This window comes from Lelliottia sp. SL45 (assembly GCF_026672535.1).
Taxonomy (GTDB): Bacteria; Pseudomonadota; Gammaproteobacteria; order Enterobacterales; family Enterobacteriaceae; genus Enterobacter; species Enterobacter nimipressuralis.
Genome location: NZ_JAPPRH010000001.1, coordinates 84384 through 102433 on the forward strand (window position 1 = coordinate 84384; position 18050 = coordinate 102433).

Here is an 18050-nt window from a genome sequence, read left to right on the forward strand (position 1 = left end):
CCTCATCGGTACAATTTATTCCTGGTCATAAACCCTTCCCCACCCAACTGTCGCATCTGGCGCATGATCCACGCCTGACGATTGCGGACATACCCTGACGGGGCATCCGCTTTATAGCGAATCGGGTTAGGTAACACTGCGGCCAGCAGTGCGGCCTCGGCTTGGGTCAGGCGGCTGGCGGGTTTGTGGAAATAGCGTTGTGCCGCCGCCTCCACGCCAAACACCCCATCACCAAACTCAGCGATATTGAGATACACCGTCAGAATGCGTTTTTTACTCCAGACGGTCTCCATGCCCAGCGTCAGACCTGCCTCAAGCCCTTTGCGCACCCAGCTTCTGCCATCCCATAAAAACAGGTTTTTCGCCGTCTGCTGAGAGAGCGTCGAGGCACCGCGCACGCGATTTTCATTCCGCTCATTGTGAGCCAGCGCTTTTTCAATCGCCGAGACGTCAAAGCCCCAGTGTTCCGGGAATTTCTGATCTTCCGCCGCGATAACCGCCAGTCCCATCCACGGGGAGATTTCGTCCATGCTCACCCAGTCCGAGTGGGCCACATAGCTGAAATCCCCCGTCAGCCATGCGCCGAGCTGGCGCTCAACCATGACCGCAGAAAACGGCACTGGCACAATGCTGAACAGCGCGATGCCACCGCCCCAGAACACCGCAAGCGCCAGCAGCGCGCGCAGCACAATGCGTTTCGCCCAGGCGACAGGAGAGCGATTTTTACTCACCGGGAAAGCACCAGCACGCGTTCGACCAGTTTCTCAATACCGACGGCCGCTTCAGCGATAGTTTGCGCCAGCATATAGGCGGGTGTAGTCACGATTTTATTGTCCTCGTCGACCACGATATCTTCCACCGGGCACGGCACATGCTCGCCGCCCATCTCTTCGATCACTTCAGCGGTATCGATGTCAGTGCCGATGGTCAGGCGCAGCGGGAAATCAAAAATCTTAGGCAGCATCGCAGGGGCGATGCACATAAAGCCCAGCGGTTTTCCTGCGGCGTGCATGCGCTGCGCCAGCGCTTTCAGCGCATCATCGACCCGACACTCGCTGCCCTGGCTGGCGAAATTACTCAAATTTTTGGCGGCACCAAAACCACCTGGCACGATCAGGGCATCCAGCTCCTCGGCATTGGCCTGTGCCAGCGGCTGGATATTGCCACGGGCAATGCGCGCCGCTTCAATCAGCACATTGCGGGTTTCCGGCATTAATTCACCAGATAAATGATTGATAACATCCGTCTGGCTTTTATCCGGCGCAAAACAGACCGCTTCTGCACCCTGTTTCGCCAGTGCGAGCAGCGTCAGAACTGACTCATGAATCTCTGCGCCGTCGTAAACGCCGCAGCCGCTCAGTACAACACCTACCTTTTTCATTTCGCCGTCCCTTCTCTCCAACTCTCTGAAGCACATTAAAAATTCTGATTAAAACGCTATGCTTCACACATTTCACTGATTCCTGTAACAAATCATTTAAGATTTGCTATCTTAACTGCGTGCGGCCTAAATTTTCGGGCAGCGTCCATGCAGTCACAATACTAAAAAAACAGGCGCTGCCAAGATTTCCCTGGTGTTGGCGCAGTATTCGCGCACCCCGGTTTAGCCGGGGTCATTTTTTGGTATTTTCCACCCACGCTTTCAACACATCCACATCGTTCTGCCACTCTTGTTTCATCTCCTCAACCCATTCACCCACGTTATCCCACCACGCCGGTAAATCCGGAGACTGGATCTGCTGACCCAACTGCTGCAAATGGCGTAACCCGACCGATCCGGCAGCGCCTTTAATTTTGTGCCCCTCTTCGACGATACCTTTCTGGTCGCGCGCCGTCAGATTGGACTCCAGCACGCTTAAATAGCCCGGCATCATTTTCTCGAACACCGCCACACCATCGGTGATCAGCTTCGGCCCGACCAGATCGATGTACTGCTCCAGCATGGCGATATCCAGAAGTGATTGTGCTTTTTCGCTCTCTACAGGCGTCATCGTGCTCTCCTCTTCATCACAGGTATCCCAGAATTTTTTGATCATAGCGGTCAGGGCTGGCACCGCCAGCGGTTTGCTGAGCACATCGTCCATACCGGCATCGAGGTACTCTTTTTTGTCCTTCAGGACGTTAGCGGTCAGGGCCACCAGCGGCGGTAATTCATCGCGCGCGTAACGACGCGTCAGTTCGCGGGAGATGTCCAGCCCGGTCATATCCGGGAGCTGAATATCCAGCAGCACGAGGTCATACTCCCCCGGCGTAAACATCTCCAGCGCGGCAGTCCCGGTCATGGCCACATCGACGCTGTTACCCAGTTTTTCGAGCACCGACCTGGCGACAATCACGTTCAGCTCAATATCTTCCACCAGCAGAACATGAAGGGCGGGCAGCGGCAGTTCATCGTTCTCGAAGGTATCTTCCACCTCTTCAGCAACCGCAGGGGCATGTACCGTCAGCGTAAAGACAGAGCCTTTCCCCTGCTGGCTGGAGACGGTGATATCCCCGCCCATGCTCTTCGCCAGACGGCGTGAAACGGCCAGGCCAATCCCGGTGCCCGTTGCCGGTTTCCCGCCGTGGCTGTCTTTCACCTGATAATACATGGCGAAGATTTTGTCCTGCTCTTCCTGCGGAATGCCGATGCCGGAGTCTTCCACTTCGAAGTGCAGCATATCGCCTGCATCGAAGCGAATACGCACCACCACTTCCCCTTTCTGGGTGAACTTGACGGCGTTGCTGATAAGGTTCCACAGGATCTGGCGCAGACGCGTACCGTCCGTCACCACTTTATGCGGCAGCGGCAGTGAAGGCTCCAGCACAAAGCGCAGCCCTTTCTGCTGCGCCTGCAGACCGGAGAGATTCTCCAGATCCGCCAGGAAACCGGTGAAGTCGACGGGCTGATTATCCAGTTGGACTTTTCGGCGTTCCATCTTATCCATATCAATAATATCGTTGAAGATATTACCGAGGGTCACGGCGGAAACGTGGATAGTTTTGAGGTATTTTTCCTGTTCGCCGGTCAGTTCCGTGTCCAGCAGAATACGGCTAAGCCCCACGATGCCGTTCAGCGGCGTACGCAGCTCGTGGCTGATGGTCGAGATGAAGGTGGTCTTGTCGCGGCTGGCACGCTCTAGCGCGTCCTGATAACGCTTCCGCTCGGTAATATCGCGGCCAAAGCCCATCAGGCCGTGGCGTTTGCCCACGCGGTCGTAATAAGGCACTTTACGGATTTCAAAGCAGGCTTTGCGCCCGTCGGGGTAATCCAGCCACTGTTCGTAGGTGAGAGAGACATTATGGCGGAACACCTTCTCGTCGGTTTCGATAACCTTGGCCGCCGCCTCTTCCGAGTAGACATCCTGCGGTTTAAGGTGAATCAGCTGTTTCTCACTTTTTCCCGTCAGCAGCTCCATCGCCCGGTTACAGCCGGAGAACTCTTTATCTTCGTTGCGATAGAAGACCAGATCCGGTGAAGCGTCGAGGAACGAGCGCAGGAAGGAGGATTGCTGCTCCAACTGAATCTGCGTGACTTCACGCTCTTTCATCTCAACCTTGAGCTGCTCAAGGGTCGCCTGACGTTCGGCTTCCGCTTTTTCACGATCCGAAATCTCCTGGTTCAGCTGCGCAATGTTGTCTTTTAGCTGGACGTTAAGCTTGAGGTCACGCTCGCGCATCTCCTCCAGTTTCTGCACCAGACGGGAGAGCCGCTGGCGCGACTCTTCCAGCTGTTCCACCACCACCGAGAGAAAATAGACCGCCCACGGGGTGATCAGCAGGCCGAAGAAGATCGAGCGGATAACGTCGATACTTTCGACCTGGCCGTGCAGCACCATGGTCACCGCCATCTGCACGACAATCGCCAGCACCACCAGCGCCAGGGCCAACAGCAATGAGAAACGCACCAGGCCGAGCTTCATCATCAGGTCGACGTAGTACTGCGCAAGCATACGAATTTGCTTCATAGGGGATCCCTTCACGACTTCATCGCTCAATAATACTCAAATTCCGGGCAAGGCGTTGAAGGTTGTGTGAAAAAGTGCGGCGTGAATCAGGAGATTAGCCTCACTCCCGGCGATTCGGGAGTGAGGAAGAGGTGCAATCAGGAGCGTCTGAGAAGCAGCCAGAGGCTGATCAGGAAGAACGACGCGCTCGGCAGCAGCGCACCGATCAACGGTGGAATACCGTAGACCAGCGTCAGCGGGCCAAAGATCTGGTCCAGCACGTAGAAAACAAAGCCAAAGCTGATACCGGTGACCACACGCACACCCATCGGCACGCTACGCAGCGGCCCGAAGATGAACGACAGCGCCATCAGCATCATTACCGCCACGGACATTGGCTGGAAGATTTTGCTCCACATGTTGAGCTGATAACGCCCGGCATCCTGGCCGCTCGACTTCAGGTACTTCACATAATTGTGCAGGCCGCTGATAGAGAGCGCATCCGGGTCCAGCGCCACCACGCCCAGTTTGTCAGGCGTCAGGTTGGTCTTCCAGGTGCCCGAAACGGTCTGAGCACCGGTGATTTGTTTCGGATCTTGCAGGTTCGACTCATCCACCTGCGACAGGCGCCAGAGCTTCTGCGCCGGATCGAATTTCGCCGTGGTCGCGTAACGCACAGACTGTAAACGGCGATGTTCGTTGAAGGCGTAAATACTCACACCGCCCAGCTCATCATCACCCTTTACGCGTTCGATATAGACGAAGTTGTTACCGTCTTTCGCCCACAGGCCTTGTTGAGTTGAGAGCAAAGAGCCACCGTACATGGCCTGCGCACGATAGTTACGCGCCATCTGCTCGCCCTGCGGAGCGACCCATTCACCGATCGCCATCGTCAGCAGGACCAGTGGAATAGCCGTTTTCATCACCGACAGCGCTACCTGCATACGGGTGAAGCCCGAAGCCTGCATCACCACCAGCTCACTGCGCTGGGCCAGCATCCCCAGCCCCAGCAATGCGCCTAACAGCGCGGCCATCGGGAAGAAGATTTGCACATCTTTTGGCACGCTGAGAATGGTGTACATCCCGGCGCCCAGTGCGTCGTAACTCCCCTGCCCGGCTTTTTTCAGCTGATCGACAAACTTGATGATGCCCGAGAGCGACACCAGCATGAACAACGTCATCATGATGGTGGTGAAAATAGTTTTACCGATATAGCGGTCAAGAACGCGGAAAGCCTGCATCACACCGCTCCTTTACGTACAAAGCGGGCACGTATGCGGCGCATCGGCACGCTATCCCACAGGTTTAATACCACTGCCAGCAGCAGGTACAGGCCATTGACCACCCACATCCAGATCATCGGGTCGATCTTGCCCTTGCCGCCATTCGACTTGATAGACGTTTGCAGCAGGAAGAACACCAGATAGAGCAGCATCGCTGGCAGCATGGAGAGCACACGACCCTGACGCGGGTTAACCACGCTCAGTGGCACAACCATCAACGCCATCATAAACACGGTGAATACCAGCGTCAGACGCCAGTGCAGTTCAGCTCTCGCGCGATTGGTATCGGTGTTTATCAGGGTACGCATGTCCATCTGCTCGGTATCCGTTGGATCGAGCGCTACGTTCTGATGGCCGACAATCGCCTGATAGTTCTGGAAATCGGTAATACGGAAGTCGCGCAGCAGCGCGGTGCCTTCAAAGCGGGTGCCTTTGTTCAGCGTCACCACCTGAGAGCCATCTTTACGCTGCGAGAGCTGACCGGAATCCGCGACCACCACGGAAGGGCGGGCGTTGCCTTTGGTGCGGATTTGCGCGAGGAACACGTCGTTGAATCGACTGCCGTCAACGCTTTCAATAAAGAGGACGGAACTGCCGTCTGTGGCCTGCTGGAACTGGCCCTGCGCGAGCGCCGCCATGCCAGGGTTGGCTTTGGCTTCGGCCAGCACTTCATCCTGATGTCGGGAAGACCAGGGGCCAGCCCACATCACGTTTACCGCCGCCACGATACCGGTGAACAGTGCCAGCACCATCGCGGCTTTCACCAGTACGGCTTTGCTTAGGCCGCAGGCGTGCATGACGGTGATTTCACTTTCGGTATAGAGTTTTCCCAGCGTCATGAGCAGGCCGAGGAAAAGGCTTAGCGGCAGAATAAGCTGCGCCATTTCGGGCACGCCTAATCCGAGCAGAGAAAGCACCAGATTTGTTGGGATTTCGCCGTCTACCGCCGCGCCGAGGATCCTGACTAACTTCTGACAGAAAAAGATCAGAAGTAAGATGAAAAGGATCGCCAGCTGGCTTTTGAGCGTCTCCCGCACCAGATATCTTATGATTATCACTTTAAATACGCCCGTAAAAACCCGTCTCTTTGCTGGAAAATTGCTTGTTTCATGGCTTAAACGTCATTTATTCTCTTGAGTCGTCGAAAACATCGCTAAGATTAAAAAACCCGGCGGTGTCGCGCTTCAGGATATTTTTTGACGTGTCGAAACCGTAGTAACGTAAGATTAACACGAAGTCACCACAACAGCGGACATGAGTTACGAAAGGTTTCAATTCTATCCGTAGCAGCCGTCGTTGTCTTTAAGATTCAGGAGCGTAGTGCATGGAGTTCAGTGTAAAAAGCGGTAGCCCGGAGAAACAGCGGAGTGCCTGCATCGTTGTGGGCGTCTTTGAACCACGCCGACTCTCCCCGATCGCCGAACAACTCGATAAAATCAGTGACGGCTATATCAGCGCCCTGCTGCGCCGTGGCGAACTCGAAGGCAAACCTGGGCAGACGCTGTTACTGCACCATGTTCCCAACGTGCTGTCCGAGCGCATTCTGCTGATTGGTTGCGGTAAAGAGCGCGAGCTTGATGAACGCCAGTACAAGCAGGTCATTCAGAAAACTATCAATACCCTGAATGATACCGGCTCAATGGAAGCCGTCTGCTTCCTGACCGAACTGCACGTGAAAGGTCGCAACACCTACTGGAAAGTGCGTCAGGCCGTTGAGACCGCGAAAGAGAGCCTCTACAGTTTTGATCAGTTGAAGACCAACAAAAGCGAACCGCGTCGTCCGCTGCGTAAAATGGTCTTTAACGTCCCAACCCGTCGCGAGCTGACCAGCGGCGAGCGCGCCATTCAGCACGGTCTGGCGATTGCCGCCGGTATCAAAGCGGCGAAAGATCTCGGCAATATGCCGCCAAACATCTGCAACGCCGGTTACCTGGCCTCGCAGGCGCGTCAGCTGGCTGATTCCTACAGCAAAAATGTCGTCACCCGCGTCATCGGCGAACAGCAGATGAAAGAGCTGGGAATGCACTCGTACCTTGCGGTCGGAAACGGTTCACAAAACGAATCGCTGATGTCGGTCATCGAGTACAAAGGTAATCCGTCCGAAGACGCGCGCCCTATCGTGCTGGTTGGCAAAGGCCTCACCTTCGACTCCGGCGGTATCTCCATCAAGCCTGCCGAAGGCATGGATGAGATGAAGTACGACATGTGCGGTGCAGCGGCAGTGTACGGCGTGATGCGTATGGTTGCCGAACTGCAGTTGCCGATTAACGTCATCGGCGTACTCGCGGGCTGTGAAAACATGCCAGGTGGTCGCGCGTATCGCCCAGGCGATGTTCTGACCACCATGTCCGGCCAGACCGTTGAAGTGCTGAACACCGACGCCGAAGGCCGTCTGGTGCTGTGCGACGTGCTGACCTACGTGGAGCGCTTTGAGCCTGAAGCGGTCATCGACGTGGCGACGCTGACCGGCGCCTGTGTGATTGCCCTCGGCCATCACATCACCGGCCTGATGTCGAACCACAATCCGCTGGCCCACGAGCTGATCGGCGCGTCCGAGCAAGCGGGCGACCGCGCATGGCGTCTGCCGTTGGGCGATGAGTATCAGGAGCAGTTAGAATCTAACTTCGCGGATATGGCCAACATTGGCGGCCGTCCTGGCGGGGCGATTACCGCAGGTTGCTTCCTGGCACGCTTTACCCGCAAGTACAACTGGGCTCACCTGGATATCGCGGGTACCGCATGGCGCTCCGGTAAAGCCAAAGGCGCTACCGGTCGTCCAGTTGCCCTGCTGTCGCAGTTCCTGCTTAACCGCGCCGGTTTTAACGGCGAAGAGTAGTTGCACGCCGTTGTCCGGCGGCGTCAGGCTTGCCGGACCTACAAGGTGTACGCTGGCCGGGTAACCCCCGGCTTTGCGTTTAAATCCACCCAAAGAAGCCCCATATTATGAAGAATGCGACGTTCTACCTTCTGGACAACGATAACACCGTCGATGGCTTAAGCGCCGTTGAGCAGCTGGTGTGTGAAATTGCCGCAGAACGTTGGCGCAGCGGTAAACGCGTCCTGATTGCCTGTGAAGATGAAGCGCAGGCGATTCGTCTTGACGAAGCGCTGTGGGCAAGGCCACCCGAAGGTTTTGTTCCGCATAATTTGTCGGGAGAAGGGCCGCGCGGTGGCGCACCGGTGGAGATTGCCTGGCCACAAAAGCGTAACAGCAGCGCGCGCGATATTCTGATCAGCCTGCGTATCGGCTTTGCAGATTTTGCCACCGCTTTCACAGAAGTGGTAGACTTTGTCCCTCACGAAGATTCTCTGAAACAACTGGCGCGCGAACGCTACAAAGCGTACCGCCTGGCCGGTTTTAACCTGAATACGGCAACCTGGAAATAATGGAAAAGACATACAACCCACGAGATATCGAACAGCCGCTTTACGAGCACTGGGAAGAGCAGGGCTATTTCAAGCCTAACGGCGATGAAAGCAAAGAGTCCTTCTGCATCATGATCCCGCCGCCGAACGTCACCGGCAGTTTGCATATGGGTCATGCCTTCCAGCAAACCATCATGGATACCATGATCCGTTACCAGCGCATGCAGGGCAAAAACACCCTGTGGCAGGCCGGGACTGACCACGCGGGCATTGCGACCCAAATGGTGGTTGAGCGTAAGATTGCCGCTGAAGAAGGTAAAACCCGCCACGACTACGGTCGCGACGCGTTCATCGACAAAATCTGGCAGTGGAAAGCCGAATCTGGCGGCACCATCACCCGTCAGATGCGTCGTCTCGGCAACTCCGTGGACTGGGAGCGCGAGCGCTTCACCATGGATGAAGGCCTTTCCAACGCCGTGAAAGAAGTTTTCGTCCGTCTGTACAAAGAGGACCTGATTTACCGTGGCAAACGTCTGGTGAACTGGGACCCGAAACTGCGCACTGCGATCTCCGATCTGGAAGTGGAAAACCGCGAGTCTAAAGGCTCCATGTGGCACATCCGCTATCCGCTGGCCGATGGCGCAAAAACCGCAGACGGTAAAGATTACCTGGTGGTTGCGACGACGCGTCCAGAAACCCTGCTGGGCGATACCGGCGTGGCCGTTAACCCGGAAGATCCGCGCTACAAAGATCTGATCGGTAAATTTGTGGTTCTGCCGCTCGTGAACCGCCGTATTCCAATTCTTGGCGACGAGCACGCCGATATGGAAAAAGGCACCGGCTGTGTGAAAATCACCCCGGCACACGATTTCAATGACTATGAAGTTGGCCGTCGTCACGCCCTGCCGATGATTAACATTCTGACCTTTGACGGCGATATCCGTGAAAGCGCGGAAGTGTATGACACCAAAGGCGAAGAGTCTGACGTTTACTCCTCTGAAATCCCGGCTGAATTCCAGAAACTGGAACGTTTTGCTGCGCGTAAAGCGGTGGTTGCGGCCATCGACGCGCTCGGCCTGCTGGAAGAGATCAAACCTCACGATCTGACCGTTCCTTACGGCGACCGTGGTGGCGTGGTCATCGAGCCGATGCTGACCGACCAGTGGTACGTGCGTGCCGATATCCTGGCGAAACCGGCTGTCGAAGCGGTTGAGAACGGTGATATCCAGTTTGTACCAAAACAGTATGAAAACATGTACTTCTCCTGGATGCGTGATATTCAGGACTGGTGTATCTCTCGTCAGCTGTGGTGGGGTCATCGTATCCCGGCCTGGTATGATAACGACGGCAACGTGTTCGTTGGCCGCACCGAAGAAGAAGTGCGTCAGGAAAATAATCTGGGCGCTGACGTGGCCCTGCGCCAGGACGAAGACGTTCTGGACACGTGGTTCTCCTCCGCCCTGTGGACCTTCTCCACTCTCGGCTGGCCGGAAAACACCGACGCCCTGCGTCAGTTCCACCCGACCAGCGTGATGGTCTCCGGCTTCGACATCATCTTCTTCTGGATTGCCCGCATGATCATGATGACCATGCACTTCATCAAAGATGAAAACGGCAAGCCGCAGGTTCCGTTCCATACCGTCTACATGACCGGTCTGATTCGTGACGACGAAGGCCAGAAGATGTCCAAATCCAAGGGTAACGTTATTGACCCACTGGATATGGTTGACGGGATTTCGCTGGCAGATCTGCTGGAGAAACGTACCGGCAACATGATGCAGCCGCAGCTGGCAGAGAAAATTCGCAAGCGCACCGAGAAGCAATTTCCGGACGGCATCGAGCCGCACGGCACCGACGCCCTGCGTTTCACCCTGGCAGCGCTGGCCTCTACCGGTCGCGATATCAACTGGGACATGAAACGTCTGGAAGGTTACCGCAACTTCTGTAACAAGCTGTGGAACGCCAGCCGCTTCGTGCTGATGAACACCGAAGATCAGGATTGCGGCTTTAACGGCGGCGAAATGACCCTGTCTCTGGCGGATCGCTGGATTCTGGCGGAATTCAACCAGACCATCAAAGCGTACCGTGAAGCGCTGGATACCTATCGCTTTGATATCGCAGCAGGCATTCTGTATGAGTTCACCTGGAACCAGTTCTGCGACTGGTATCTGGAGCTGACCAAACCGGTAATGAATGGCGGCAATGAAGCGGAGCTGCGCGGCACGCGCAACACGCTGATTACCGTTCTGGAAGGTTTGCTGCGTCTCGCGCACCCAATCATCCCGTTCATCACCGAGACCATCTGGCAGCGTGTGAAGGTCATCAAAGGCATCACTGCCGACACCATCATGCTGCAGCCGTTCCCGGAATTCGACGCCGCACAGGTAGATGAAGCAGCCGCTTCCGATACCGAATGGCTGAAACTGGCGATTGTGGCAATCCGTAACATTCGCGCAGAGATGAACATCTCTCCAGGCAAACCACTGGAACTGCTGCTGCGCGGTTGCAGCGAGACGGCGATTCGTCGTGTGACCGAGAACAGTAGCTTCCTGCAAAACATGGCGCGTCTGGAAAGCATCACCGTGCTGCCAGCCGATGACAAAGGTCCGGTCTCCGTGACTAAAATCATCGAAGGCGCCGAGCTGCTGATCCCAATGGCGGGTCTGATCGATAAAGAGACCGAACTGGCTCGTCTGGCAAAAGAAGTGGCCAAAGTCGAACTGGAAATCGGAAAAATCGAGAGCAAGCTGGCTAACGAAGGCTTTGTCGCACGCGCCCCTGAAGCGGTTATCGCGAAAGAGCGTGAACGTCTGGTCGCCTTCGCCGATGCAAAAGCGAAACTGATCGAGCAGCAGGCCGTTATCGCCGCGCTGTAATACCTCTACCCCTTGCCTGATCGCAGGCAAGGGGTATCCTCCCTGAATTATCCTCGCTTGCACTCCCCTTTCTGTGGTGCTATTAACTGCAACTGTGTGTCAATTTTTGTCATGAGTAATGCTATGAGCGTGATTACCCCCGTCGCAGCGGCTATGCGCCGGATCACTGAGCAAGACAACGCCGGGATCGCTGCGGTTATCCGTGAAGTGTCGGCGGAGTACGGCCTGACGGCCGATAAAGGCTATACCGTCGCCGACCCCAACCTGGACGAGCTGTTTCAGCTTTACAGCCAGCCGGGCCATGCCTACTGGGTGATTGAACAGAACGGCAAAGTCGTCGGTGGAGGCGGTGTTGCGCCACTGAGCTGCAGCGAGCCAGATATCTGCGAGCTGCAAAAGATGTATTTCCTGTCGAACGTGCGCGGACAAGGCCTGGCGAAAAAGTTGGCGCTGCTTGCTCTCGATCACGCGCGCGCGCAAGGTTTTAAACGTTGCTACCTCGAAACGACCGCCTTCCTCAAAGAAGCCATCGGCTTATACGAGCACCTGGGTTTTGAACATATCGATGCGCCGCTGGGCTGTACCGGGCATGTCGATTGCGAAGTCAGGATGCTGAAAATTCTGTAAATCTCCTTCCCGCCCTCTTCTGTTAAGCAGCTGTAAACTGAATGCTCTACACTCTCAGTTCACACCAAAACGGGGGAAAGACGATGTCGAAGATAAAAAGCTATGCCGCGCCGCAGGCAGGTGCAGACCTTGAACTGTACGAATACGATGCGGGCGAGCTGAAAGCAGAAGACGTCGAAGTCCAGGTCGATTATTGCGGGATCTGCCACTCAGACCTGTCGATGATCGACAATGAATGGGGCATCTCAAGCTATCCGCTGGTAGCCGGACACGAAGTGATTGGCCGCGTGGTGGCACTGGGTACAGCAGCGCAGGACAAAGGGCTGAAAGTCGGCCAGCGCGTCGGCATTGGCTGGACCGCTCGTAGCTGCGGCCATTGCGATGCCTGCATTAGCGGCAACCAGATCAACTGTCTGGAAGGCGCAGTTCCTACCATCCTCAATAAAGGCGGTTTCGCCGACAAACTTCGCGCCGACTGGCAGTGGGTTATCCCGTTGCCCGACAGCATTGATATCGAATCCGCCGGCCCGCTACTGTGCGGCGGTATCACCGTTTTCAAACCACTTCTGATGCATCACGTCACTGCCACCAGCCGCGTCGGCGTGATTGGGATCGGCGGTTTAGGCCATATCGCCATCAAATTACTGCACGCGATGGGCTGCGAAGTGACTGCCTTTAGCTCCAATCCGGCGAAAGAGAAAGAAGTGCTGGCGATGGGGGCGGATAAAGTGGTCAACAGCCGCGATCCGGAACTGCTGAAAGCGCTGGCCGGTCAGTTCGATCTGATCATCAACACCGTCAATGTCGATCTCGACTGGCAGCCGTACTTTGAAGCACTGGCATACGGCGGGAATTTTCACACCGTTGGTGCGGTGCTGAAGCCGCTTCCGGTTCCGGCATTCACCCTGATTGGCGGCGACCGCAGCATTTCCGGCTCTGCGACCGGTACCCCGTTTGAATTGCGCAAACTGATGAAGTTCGCGGGACGCACCAAAGTAGCGCCAACTACCGAACTCTACCCGATGTCGAAAATCAACGAAGCCATCCAGCATGTGCGTGACGGTAAAGCCCGTTATCGCGTGGTGTTGAAAGCGGACTTCTGACATTAATCGCCCGGTAGCGTTTTGCTTACCGGGCCGACAACACTCAATCGTTGGCCGGGTAAGGCAACCGCCACCCGGCACATTTCACACTATCGCGCGAGCGCCGCAAAAACTTCCGCAACAGCCACCGCCCCTGGATCCGTCACCCCGTCCAGATTCTCTTTATTCACATACGACGAACGCCCCGCGCCAGCCTTTTGCATACTGGCCGTCGCGTCGGCCCCTTTCTTCGCCGCCTGTGCAGCAGCCTGGATGTCGCTCTTCTGCAACGCTTCCAGCGCCGGTTGCAGCGCATCGATCAACGTGCGATCGCCGAGATCCGCCCCGCCGTACTGCTTCATTTGCGCAAGCCCACTGAGGAGAGCATCCGCCAGCGGTTTGCCGTCGTGAAGCGCTTGCCCGGCAGCAGTAAAGAAGATCGACATCAACACCCCGCTCGATCCGCCCATCACCGTTGCCAGTCGCTCGCCCGTCAGCAGCAGCAGTTTCGGGACATCGTTCAGCGGCAGCTGCTTCTCTTGCAATAACTGCGCAATGTCCCGCGCGCCTTGCGCAAAGGTCGACCCCGTATCGCCGTCACCCACTTTTGCATCCAGCGCATTCAGGCGATTCTCCAGATCGACCAGCGTTTGCGTCGCCGCCCCAATCAAAGCCGCCACCTGCGCGTTGTCAGAAGGCGCATAGTCCACGCGATCCTGTATAGCCGTATGCGGCAACGTGCGCAGCGGCGCAAACGCCACTGGTTTTTGCCAGCCGATGGTCTCGACAGGCTCATTAATCGCCCGTTCAAAGGTCTCGTTTAGCCTGAGCAGCGACAGAGAAAAACCCTTCATGTCCAGCGAGCTTACCAGCGGTGCGGGGCCGATGAGATACGCAATCTGATCCTGTAGCGCCGAATGCGCCAGCTCTTTCGTCAGCAGCGCCATTTCCAGCGCAGACACGCCGCCGAGATTGTTAATCAGCACCGCAAAACGCCCGTCCCCCGCCTTCTCTTTGAGCGGCGCGATCAGCTTGTCGATAATGGTTTTGCTGTTTTGCGTATCCAGCACCGACGCCCCCGGCTCGCCGTGAATGCCCAGACCCAGCTCGACATGCCCTTGCTTAATACGCCCCTCTTCGTCATCGCTTCCCGGCAGGTTGCAGGTCTGCATCGCCACACCCAGGCTCCACAGGTTTTCGCAGGCCTGTTGCGCAATATCCCGGACCTCACTCAGCGATTTCCCTTTTTCGGCCGCAAAACCTGCAATTTTGTGGACCAGCGCGGTACCCGCAATGCCGCGCGGCTGTTTGTTGTCCGGAAGCGCGATGTCATCAGCCACAATCACCATCTCGACTTTCAGTCCGTAGCGTTTGGCCTTTTCCGCTGCGAGGCCGAAGTTCAGACGATCGCCGGTGTAATTTTTAACGATCAGCAGGCAACCACGATCGCCCGTCACTGCCACGATGGCATTCAGCACCGCGTCGACGCTCGGGGACGCAAACAGATCCCCGCACACCGCAGCGGTTAACATCCCTTTGCCGACAAATCCGGCGTGCGCCGGTTCGTGGCCGGAACCCCCACCGGAAATCACCGCCACCCGGCTCTTATCCCAGTCACTGCGCGCGACCACGCGGATGGCCGGATCGATATCGAGTTTGACCAAATTGCCGTGTGGCGCGGAGATCAGTATGCCTTCAATGGCGTCATTGACCAGCTGTTTGCGGTCATTAAAAAAGAATCTGGACATAGCTTTCCAACTTTTTGTGAATCGTATGCAAAAGCATAGTCCGCGCTGGGTAATACGCCGCAAAGTCAGGAATTTACTGAGTCAAATTGCCGTCAGGTTGCCTATACTCGACGCAGGACAAAGAGAGGAAGCGCACCATGAGTACACCACTGCTGATTGCCCGGACGCTGGATAAAGCGTTGTTCCTGTTGCCCGGAATGGCGAACCGCCACGGGCTGATTACCGGTGCCACCGGGACGGGGAAAACCGTGACTCTGCAAAAACTGGCGGAGTCTTTTTCCAGTATTGGCGTGCCGGTCTTTATGGCTGACGTGAAAGGCGATTTAACCGGCATCGCCCAGGAGGGGACAGCGTCAGAAAAACTGCTTGAGCGGCTGAAAAACATCGGCGTGACCGACTGGCAGCCGCAGGCGAATCCTGTTGTGGTGTGGGATATTTTCGGTGAGAAAGGCCATCCCGTGCGCGCGACCGTCTCGGATCTCGGCCCGCTGCTGCTGGCGCGGCTTCTTAATCTTAACGATGTCCAGTCCGGCGTGTTGAATATCATTTTCCGCATTGCCGACGATCAGGGCTTGCTACTACTTGATTTTAAAGATCTGCGCGCGATTACCCAGTACATTGGCGATAACGCCAAATCCTTCCAGAACCAGTACGGAAATATCAGCCCCGCATCAGTGGGCGCTATTCAGCGCGGATTGCTTAGCCTAGAACAGCAGGGCGCAGAGCATTTCTTCGGCGAACCCATGCTGGATATCAAAGACTGGATGCGTACCGACAGTAACGGCAAAGGGATCATCAACATCCTGAGCGCCGAAAAGCTCTATCAGATGCCGAAACTCTACGCCGCCAGCCTGCTGTGGATGCTTTCTGAACTCTATGAACAGCTACCGGAAGCGGGCGATCTGGAGAAACCCAAGATTGTGTTCTTCTTTGACGAAGCGCATCTGCTGTTCAGCGACGCCCCACAGGTTCTGCTGGATAAAATCGAACAGGTGATTCGTCTGATCCGTTCCAAAGGTGTGGGCGTCTATTTTGTCTCGCAGAACCCATCCGACATTCCCGATAACGTGCTGGGCCAGCTCGGGAATCGCGTGCAGCACGCGCTGCGTGCCTTTACTCCGAAAGATCAAAAAGCGGTTAAAGCGGCGGCGCAAACCATGCGCGCGAATCCTGCGTTTGATACGGAAGAGGCGATTCAGGCGCTCGGCACCGGGGAAGCGCTCATCTCATTCCTTGATGCCAAAGGCAGCCCGTCCGTCGTCGAACGCGCAATGGTTATCGCGCCATTCTCTCGCATGGGGCCGGTGACGGATGACGAGCGTAACGCGCTGATCAACCACTCGCCGGTTTACGGCAAATACGAGGAGGAAGTGGATCGTGAGTCCGCGTTTGAGATGCTGCAAAAAGGGGTTCAGACGAGTACCGAGAAGCAGCAAGCTCCAGCGGCTAAAGGGGGTGATGTTGCCGTTGACGACGGCATTCTCGGCGGGCTGAAAGATATTCTGTTTGGCAGCACCGGCCCACGCGGCGGCAAACGCGATGGCGTGGTGCAGACGATGGCTAAAAGCGCCGCGCGGCAGGTGACGAATCAGATTGTGCGCGGCATGCTGGGGAGTTTACTGGGTGGACGACGTCGGTAGCGGGGAGACCCACGGCGTACCTAACGCCGAGCCTTGCACACCGTGCTGGTTCAGATAACGATCCAGTTCGACCATCCCCGTCCAGCGGTTCTCGCACCACAGCGGCGCGAGAAGCGTTGGGCGGCGTGCGCTGGCAGAGATGCGGTGGTAAATCACCTCCGGCGGCGTGTGGCGGATCATCTCCCCTGCCGTCACGGTGTACTCGTCCAGCGCAATGCCATTTAACCGCCCGGCTTCCCAGGCTTTCGCCATGGTGCTTCCGGTTACAATATGCAGCGGGTGGAGCTTAATGCCATCCACGCCCGTCTCTACAACTCTTTCCAGGGTTTCCAGACCGTGCTGCTGCCCTTCTCCCGGCAGACCGACAATCAGATGCGAACAGACCTTTAAACCGCGCTCCCGCGCCAGTCGGGTGGTTTTCTGGTAACAGGCAAAATCATGACCACGATTGATCCGATGCAGTGTTTTGTCATGCGCGGTCTGCAATCCCAGCTCCAGCCAGATTTCGTAGCCCAGATCTTTATATTCGCTCAGTAAATCCAGTACGGCTTCAGGTACGCAGTCCGGGCGCGTGCCGACACATAGCCCGACGATATTCGCCTGGCTTACGGCCTGCTGATACATGGATCGCAGCACCTGCACTTCTGCAAAGGTGCTGGTGTAGGCCTGGAAATAGGCCAGATACTGTTTTGCGCGGTTAACCAGACTCGCCTGATGGGAAAGCTGCTCGGCGATAGAGTTATGTTGCTGCGCCTCATCGGCAAAAGAGGCCACATTACAGAAAGTACAACCGCCACGCCCGATGGTGCCATCGCGATTAGGGCAGCTAAAACCGCCGTGCAGCGTGAGCTTGTGAACCTTTTGCCCGTAGCGGCGTGAAAGATCCCCACCAAACATGTTGACTAATTTCTGTAACTGCATAATCTGATAGACCGTCCCGTAGAAAGGGGACAAGCCTGCCATTTTTAGCCTCTGTCGGCGATGACCTGGATCAATCGCCCTGGACGGCTATTATTCATTTGAATAAAAACTCACTATTACTGCAATTTCATTCATCACCCTGGCAATTACTTTTCCTTATGTTCGCGGGGATTTTTTCACTTATCGCCCTCTGGCAGTAAAACAGTGCGATTATGCAACTTGATCGCCGGTACCAGATTATTATCCTGCAAAAAACCCGCCATTCAGCACGCTAAAGGGATAATACCGCTTTCAGATAGTGAGTCAGATCACACTCCCTCGCGCCTTCCCCCTCTCTTTTGCGGCTGCAAAACCGATTAAATCTCTTTTATATTCAAATAAATAACTCACCTTTAGCACATTTTTGTATAAATAAGATTGCCATTTGACCTGTGTATCAATTCCCGATAAGTTGGAAATCCGCTGGAAGCTTTATGGATAAGCAGCCTGCTTATCATATTTATGCAGTAATTGAGATTCCCTCTGAAGCAAGTCCTCAAACTTGTTTGACCTGTGCGAAAAGGAAATGAAGAGGGCGAATG

13 protein-coding genes are annotated in these 18050 nt (G+C 55.9%); 6 read left to right on the forward strand and 7 right to left on the reverse strand.

Annotated features, from left to right (window positions below; all coding sequences use genetic code 11):
* Positions 1-2: 2 nt before the first annotated feature.
* The 5 genes from mtgA to lptF all read right to left on the reverse strand — a co-directional run bounded on the left by mtgA (position 3) and on the right by lptF (position 6267).
* Positions 3-731, reverse strand: coding sequence for a monofunctional biosynthetic peptidoglycan transglycosylase (mtgA, locus tag OVA10_RS00465; RefSeq protein ID WP_102105494.1), 729 nt, complete (start codon positions 729-731; stop codon positions 3-5).
* A complete protein-coding gene (gene elbB / locus OVA10_RS00470) occupies positions 728-1381 on the reverse strand; it encodes an isoprenoid biosynthesis glyoxalase ElbB (protein WP_268194843.1) in 654 nt (217 codons plus the stop codon). Before elbB ends, mtgA begins: the two co-directional genes overlap by 4 nt.
* Before the next feature lie 232 nt (positions 1382-1613).
* Positions 1614-3947 carry an aerobic respiration two-component sensor histidine kinase ArcB gene (gene arcB / locus OVA10_RS00475; RefSeq protein WP_231275535.1) on the reverse strand — a complete coding sequence of 778 codons (2334 nt, stop codon included), beginning with the start codon at positions 3945-3947 and terminating at the stop codon, positions 1614-1616.
* Positions 3948-4084: 137 nt separating this feature from the next.
* A complete protein-coding gene (lptG, locus tag OVA10_RS00480; protein ID WP_100778719.1) occupies positions 4085-5167 on the reverse strand; it encodes an LPS export ABC transporter permease LptG in 1083 nt (360 codons plus the stop codon).
* Positions 5167-6267: an LPS export ABC transporter permease LptF gene (lptF, locus tag OVA10_RS00485; protein ID WP_100778718.1), complete on the reverse strand. Its 1101-nt coding sequence runs from the start codon at positions 6265-6267 to the stop codon at positions 5167-5169. The genes lptG and lptF overlap by 1 nt, the downstream gene beginning before the upstream one ends.
* A 266-nt stretch (positions 6268-6533) precedes the next feature.
* On the opposite strand from lptF, the gene pepA reads away from it, so the two are divergent.
* From pepA to ahr, 5 genes are all read left to right on the forward strand, one after another.
* Positions 6534-8045: a leucyl aminopeptidase gene (gene pepA / locus OVA10_RS00490; protein WP_100778717.1), complete on the forward strand. Its 1512-nt coding sequence runs from the start codon at positions 6534-6536 to the stop codon at positions 8043-8045.
* A 107-nt stretch (positions 8046-8152) separates the two neighbouring features.
* Positions 8153-8596, forward strand: a complete 444-nt coding sequence (holC, locus tag OVA10_RS00495) for a DNA polymerase III subunit chi (RefSeq protein ID WP_100778716.1) — start codon at positions 8153-8155, stop codon at positions 8594-8596.
* Positions 8596-11451 carry a valine--tRNA ligase gene (locus tag OVA10_RS00500; protein WP_102105497.1) on the forward strand — a complete coding sequence of 952 codons (2856 nt, stop codon included), beginning with the start codon at positions 8596-8598 and terminating at the stop codon, positions 11449-11451. The genes holC and OVA10_RS00500 overlap by 1 nt, the downstream gene beginning before the upstream one ends.
* A 123-nt stretch (positions 11452-11574) precedes the next feature.
* Positions 11575-12078 carry a GNAT family N-acetyltransferase gene (locus tag OVA10_RS00505; protein ID WP_107702759.1) on the forward strand — a complete coding sequence of 168 codons (504 nt, stop codon included), beginning with the start codon at positions 11575-11577 and terminating at the stop codon, positions 12076-12078.
* A gap of 83 nt (positions 12079-12161) precedes the next feature.
* On the forward strand, positions 12162-13181 hold the full coding sequence (gene ahr / locus OVA10_RS00510; RefSeq protein WP_102105500.1) for an NADPH-dependent aldehyde reductase Ahr: 1020 nt from the start codon (positions 12162-12164) through the stop codon (positions 13179-13181).
* An 89-nt stretch (positions 13182-13270) separates the two neighbouring features.
* Here the strand turns inward: ahr and OVA10_RS00515 are convergent, their stop codons facing one another.
* A complete protein-coding gene (locus tag OVA10_RS00515) occupies positions 13271-14908 on the reverse strand; it encodes a dihydroxyacetone kinase subunit DhaK (protein WP_268194848.1) in 1638 nt (545 codons plus the stop codon).
* Between the two features lie 137 nt (positions 14909-15045).
* On the opposite strand from OVA10_RS00515, the gene OVA10_RS00520 reads away from it, so the two are divergent.
* Positions 15046-16548, forward strand: a complete 1503-nt coding sequence (locus tag OVA10_RS00520; protein ID WP_268194850.1) for a helicase HerA-like C-terminal domain-containing protein — start codon at positions 15046-15048, stop codon at positions 16546-16548.
* Here the strand turns inward: OVA10_RS00520 and OVA10_RS00525 are convergent.
* Positions 16525-17469, reverse strand: a complete 945-nt coding sequence (locus OVA10_RS00525; RefSeq protein WP_123428869.1) for a TIGR01212 family radical SAM protein — start codon at positions 17467-17469, stop codon at positions 16525-16527. The two genes, OVA10_RS00520 and OVA10_RS00525, sit on opposite strands and share 24 nt — an antisense overlap.
* Positions 17470-18050 lie beyond the last annotated feature (581 nt).

What these genes read in the sequence shown, in the direction of transcription:
- arcB (WP_231275535.1), bottom strand. Translation starts at nt 3,947, where the DNA reads ATGAAGCAAATTCGTATGCTTGCGCAGTACTACGTCGACCTGATGATG.
- elbB (WP_268194843.1), bottom strand. Translation starts at nt 1,381, where the DNA reads ATGAAAAAGGTAGGTGTTGTACTGAGCGGCTGCGGCGTTTACGACGGC.
- holC (WP_100778716.1), top strand. Translation starts at nt 8,153, where the DNA reads ATGAAGAATGCGACGTTCTACCTTCTGGACAACGATAACACCGTCGAT.
- OVA10_RS00505 (WP_107702759.1), top strand. Translation starts at nt 11,575, where the DNA reads ATGAGCGTGATTACCCCCGTCGCAGCGGCTATGCGCCGGATCACTGAG.
- lptG (WP_100778719.1), bottom strand. Translation starts at nt 5,167, where the DNA reads ATGCAGGCTTTCCGCGTTCTTGACCGCTATATCGGTAAAACTATTTTC.
- OVA10_RS00500 (WP_102105497.1), top strand. Translation starts at nt 8,596, where the DNA reads ATGGAAAAGACATACAACCCACGAGATATCGAACAGCCGCTTTACGAG.
- OVA10_RS00515 (WP_268194848.1), bottom strand. Translation starts at nt 14,908, where the DNA reads ATGTCCAGATTCTTTTTTAATGACCGCAAACAGCTGGTCAATGACGCC.
- OVA10_RS00525 (WP_123428869.1), bottom strand. Translation starts at nt 17,469, where the DNA reads ATGCAGTTACAGAAATTAGTCAACATGTTTGGTGGGGATCTTTCACGC.
- ahr (WP_102105500.1), top strand. Translation starts at nt 12,162, where the DNA reads ATGTCGAAGATAAAAAGCTATGCCGCGCCGCAGGCAGGTGCAGACCTT.
- OVA10_RS00520 (WP_268194850.1), top strand. Translation starts at nt 15,046, where the DNA reads ATGAGTACACCACTGCTGATTGCCCGGACGCTGGATAAAGCGTTGTTC.
- pepA (WP_100778717.1), top strand. Translation starts at nt 6,534, where the DNA reads ATGGAGTTCAGTGTAAAAAGCGGTAGCCCGGAGAAACAGCGGAGTGCC.